Genomic DNA, 418 nt, shown 5'->3' with positions numbered 1-418 from the left:
TGCTAAAGTATTAGGAAATTACGCATTTGTTGATAAAGCTAGAATTGGTATATTTGGCTGGTCGTATGGTGGTTTTATGGCGTCTAATTGTATCATGAAAGGAAACGATGTTTTCAAAATGGCAATTGCTGTGGCTCCGGTAACGAACTGGCGCTTTTATGATAGTGTGTATACGGAGCGTTACATGACGACACCGCAAGAGAATGCAAGTGGATACGATGATAATTCACCAATAAATCATGTTGATAAATTGAAAGGGAAATTCCTTTTGATTCATGGTTCGGGTGATGATAATGTGCATGTTCAAAACTCCATGCAAATGATGGAAGCTTTGATTCAGGCCAATAAACAATTTGATTCCCAAATTTACCCAGACAATAATCACGGGATTTACGGCGGAAAAACCAGAGTTCAGTTG

The 418-nt window shown here is 38.5% G+C and carries 1 protein-coding gene; it reads left to right on the top strand.

Going from position 1 to position 418, the window contains the following annotated elements; all coding sequences use genetic code 11:
• Window positions 1–418: alpha/beta hydrolase family protein (locus tag FCS21_RS17925; RefSeq protein WP_171035758.1), on the top strand; the 418-nt coding region annotated here is incomplete at both ends.

Origin of the sequence: Colwellia ponticola (assembly GCF_005885605.1) — a bacterium.
GTDB lineage: Bacteria > Pseudomonadota > Gammaproteobacteria > Enterobacterales > Alteromonadaceae > Colwellia > Colwellia ponticola.
This window is presented reverse-complemented; position numbering and strand designations above follow the sequence as displayed.